Below are 3,423 nucleotides of genomic sequence, written 5' to 3'. Positions count from 1 at the left end.
CGCCAGTCGCGCTCCTCCCCGCCGAAGGCCAGGTCATCCGGGTTGACCAGCCCGGCGGGGAGGATCGCGACTGGCGCGCCGAGCTGGAAGCTAAGGTGCGTACCAGCCGCCCGGTGGTGCCGCTGTGGCTGCGCTCGCGCGCCGATGCGGTGCAAACCCTGACCTGGGTGGGCAAGCACTACGCGCACGTGGTCGGCTACCAGCTCGCCCGCACCCCGATGTACGCCGGCCGGCTGGCCATCCGTTCCCCGCGCGGCCTGGCCCGGCTGGTCGGCGGCATGGTGCGCTGGACGTTCGACCTGGAAGGCGAACCGGTACGGGTGGCCACCGTACGAAAGGCCGATCCCGAGGCGTACCTGAAGCTGTCGCGGCAACGTGACTCCCGTGTCCGGCTGCGCGTCCCGGTCATGCTGGTCGTGCTGGTCACGCTGCTGATCGCGGCCCTCATCGTGGCAGGCCAGCCGGCCGCGTTGCAGTGGGGCGCCCTCGCGGTGGCGCTGGCCGCCCTCGGCATCCTCGGCAAGCCCGCCGACCGGCCGCTGATCGAACGCGCCGTGCTGGCCTCCACCGTGGAGAAGCTGACCAGCGACATCGTCATCCGCGCCCTGACCACGCTGGGCATCTCCGGTATCACGCAAGCTATGTCCAAGAACCCCAAGGACGCCATCCGGTTCGTCGCCCCGATCACCCGCGACGGCCCCGGCTGGCGCGCCGACCTGGACCTGCCGCACGGCGTGACCGTGGGCGACGTACTGGACAAGCGCGACCGCATGTCCGGCGCGCTGCGCCGCCCGCTGGGCTGCATCTGGCCCGAGGGCGATTCCACTGTCCATGAAGGCCGGCTGATTCTCTGGGTCGGCGACAAGGACCTGTCACGCACCGTCGTGAAGTCTCCGCTGGTCAAGGCCGCAAGCCACGACGTGTTCAAGGGCATCCCGTTCGGGGCCGACCCGCGAGGCCGCGCCATCACCGTCCCGATCATCGAACAGAACATCCTGATCGGTTCCCAGCCCGGCCAGGGCAAGACCGCCTCGGTTCGCGTGCTCGCCTCCGGCGCGGCCCTCGATGCGTCCACTGAGCTGTGGATTCACGAACTCAAGGGCACCGGCGACCTCGACCCGCACGAGCAGAACTGCCACCGCTACATCTCCGGTATCGAAGACGAGGCCATCGCCTACGCCGCCGACTCCCTCACGCTGCTGCGCAAGGAGGTCATGCGCCGCGCCGCCGCCCTCAAGGCGCTGCCTCCGGACCTGTGCCCGGACAAGAAGGTCACCAGGGCGATCGCCGACAAACGCTCCCTCGGGCTGCACCCGCTGGTGGCCATCTTCGATGAGTGCCAGAACCTGTTCGCCCACGAGGAGTACGGGGCCAAGGCCGGTGAGGATGCCGAGTTCATCATCAAGCTCGGGCGCGCCCTCGGTGTAGTGCTGGTCCTGGCCACGCAGCGCCCGGACAAGCGCAGCCTGCCCACGGGCATCAGCGCGAACGTCACCATCCGGTTCTGCCTGCGGGTGGCCGGCCAGCTCGAAAACGACATGATCCTCGGCACGTCGTCGTATCAGAACGGCATCCGCGCCACGCTGTTCGTCCCCGGTCCGCCGGACAAGGGCGGCGACGCCGGTACCGGCTACCTGGTCGGCGCAACCCCGATGCCCAAGGTGGTCAAATCCGGCTACCTCGACACCCCGACCACCCAGCTCATCGCCGACCGCGCCCACGCCCTCCGCAAGGCCTCCGGCGTGCTGACCGGTCACGCCCTCGGCGAGACGCCCGAACAGCTCACCCCGAGCTATGACCTGCTGGCCGACATCCTGGCCGTGGTCGGCGCGTCCGAGGCCAAGGTGTGGAACGAAACCGTCATCGCCCGACTGGCCGACCTGCGCCCCGAGGTCTACGGCGGCTGGGAGGTCGAACAGCTCACTGCGATGCTCAAGCCGCACGGCATCAAGACCGTCCAAGTGTGGGGCACCACGCAGGACGGCAAGGGTGCGAACCGGCGCGGCATCATCCGCGAAGAAGTAGCGGAGCGTAGTCGCGGAGCGGCTTCGTGACCCGGTGATCTCCCGCTAGGTCTAGCGGCCCCACCTGCTAGACCTAGCACCCCTCCTAGCGCCCAATCCTGCGATCTACCAGGGCACTAGCGTCTAGCGCCCGACCTGCGACAACCCTGGAAACCGGCCTGGAGGCCACCTTGGCTACCGTCATCGCCCTGCTAGTCGCCTGCCTACCAATCGTCACAGTCAGTTACTTCGCCTGGTGCTACGCCTCCCCGTGGGGCGTGTGCCGACGCTGCGCCCCCGGCGGCAAGAACCACACCTGCCGCGCCTGCGACGGCACCGGCATGCGGCCCCGCATCGGCTGGCAGCTCTACGTCTACCTCCGACGCCTGCACCACGACGGCACCCGCTGACCGCGACACCGTACCCACCCATCCGAAGGAAGCGCCATGCCCAAAAAAATCTTCAGCATCTACGCCGTCACCCCCGGAAGCATCTGGGCTGATCTGTACGCGCACGGCCGGACTGTCGTGGTCGAAGCCATCGACGGAACGCACGCCATCTGCACCACCCTGACCAACTCCCACGAGGTACAGCGCGTCATCGATCTGCCCCGAGAGATCACACGCAGCAACCCCCGCGACATGCGCGGCACCACCCACCGCATCAGCCTCGACCGCTTCCGCCCCATCCACAAGGGCTTCGAGTTCGTCACCGCGACCGGCGCCCACCTGTCATCCCAGCTCACCACCCGCTGACCACAAGGGGAAGGAACACCCGCCATGCCCGGTGAGACCACGATCACCATCATCGGCAACCTGACCAGTGACCCCGAACTGCGCTACACCCAGACCGGCACCGCCGTGGCCGGCTTCACCATCGCCTCCAGCGCACGCACCTACAACAAGCAGGTAGAGCAGTGGCAAGACGGCGAGGTGCTGTTCATGCGCTGCTCGGTGTGGCGCGACCTCGGCGAGCACGTCACCGAATCCCTCACCCGCGGCACCCGCGTCATCGCCTCGGGACGGCTGCGCATGCGCACCTACGAGACCAGCGACGGAGACAAGCGCACCGTCGTCGAGATGACCGTAGACGAGATCGGCCCGTCCCTGCGGTTCGCCACCGCCAAACCGCAAAAGGCCGCCCGCATCGGCAGCAACGGCCATGCCGGCGGCGCGCCCGCCGCCGACCCGTGGGCCAGCTCCAACCCCTACCAGGAAGACGAGCCACCGTTCTAGCCCTTCCTCGCAGTGCGGGCTAGCGCATCACTTTACCGACGTGTCAGGCCCGCGCCCTCTTCTAAACCCCCGTCACCGCACGTTCGGAGCGCCTTTCATGTTGACCCTTTCCGCCACCATTCGCGGCCCGCTGGCCGCCTGGCACCGCCGCCGCACCCGGCCCCCTAAGGGATTTCCCGCTGCGG

The 3,423-nt window shown here is 68.6% G+C and carries 4 protein-coding genes; all 4 read left to right on the top strand.

What is annotated here, in order from left to right; translation table 11 throughout:
- A partial coding sequence (locus E1295_RS47605) for a cell division protein FtsK (protein WP_166427792.1) occupies positions 1-2,054 on the top strand: 2,054 nt, incomplete at its 5' end.
- A 140-nt stretch (positions 2,055-2,194) separates the two neighbouring features.
- Positions 2,195-2,413, top strand: a complete 219-nt coding sequence (locus E1295_RS47600) for a hypothetical protein (protein WP_220449263.1) — start codon at positions 2,195-2,197, stop codon at positions 2,411-2,413.
- 36 nt (positions 2,414-2,449) lie between these two features.
- Positions 2,450-2,758, top strand: a complete 309-nt coding sequence (locus E1295_RS47595) for a hypothetical protein (protein WP_132641929.1) — start codon at positions 2,450-2,452, stop codon at positions 2,756-2,758.
- A gap of 24 nt (positions 2,759-2,782) precedes the next feature.
- Complete coding sequence (locus tag E1295_RS47590; protein ID WP_132641927.1) at positions 2,783-3,238, top strand: single-stranded DNA-binding protein; 456 nt, start codon at positions 2,783-2,785, stop codon at positions 3,236-3,238.
- Positions 3,239-3,423 lie beyond the last annotated feature (185 nt).

It is taken from the genome of Nonomuraea mesophila (genome assembly GCF_004352805.1).
Taxonomy (GTDB): domain Bacteria; phylum Actinomycetota; class Actinomycetes; order Streptosporangiales; family Streptosporangiaceae; genus Nonomuraea; species Nonomuraea longispora.
The sequence above is the reverse complement of the archived record's forward strand: the minus strand, read 5'-3'. Positions and strand labels throughout refer to the sequence as shown.

Bases quoted from the DNA above. Each gene is read 5' to 3' on its own strand.
- E1295_RS47595 (WP_132641929.1), top strand. From the start codon at position 2,450: ATGCCCAAAAAAATCTTCAGCATCTACGCCGTCACCCCCGGAAGCATC.
- E1295_RS47590 (WP_132641927.1), top strand. From the start codon at position 2,783: ATGCCCGGTGAGACCACGATCACCATCATCGGCAACCTGACCAGTGAC.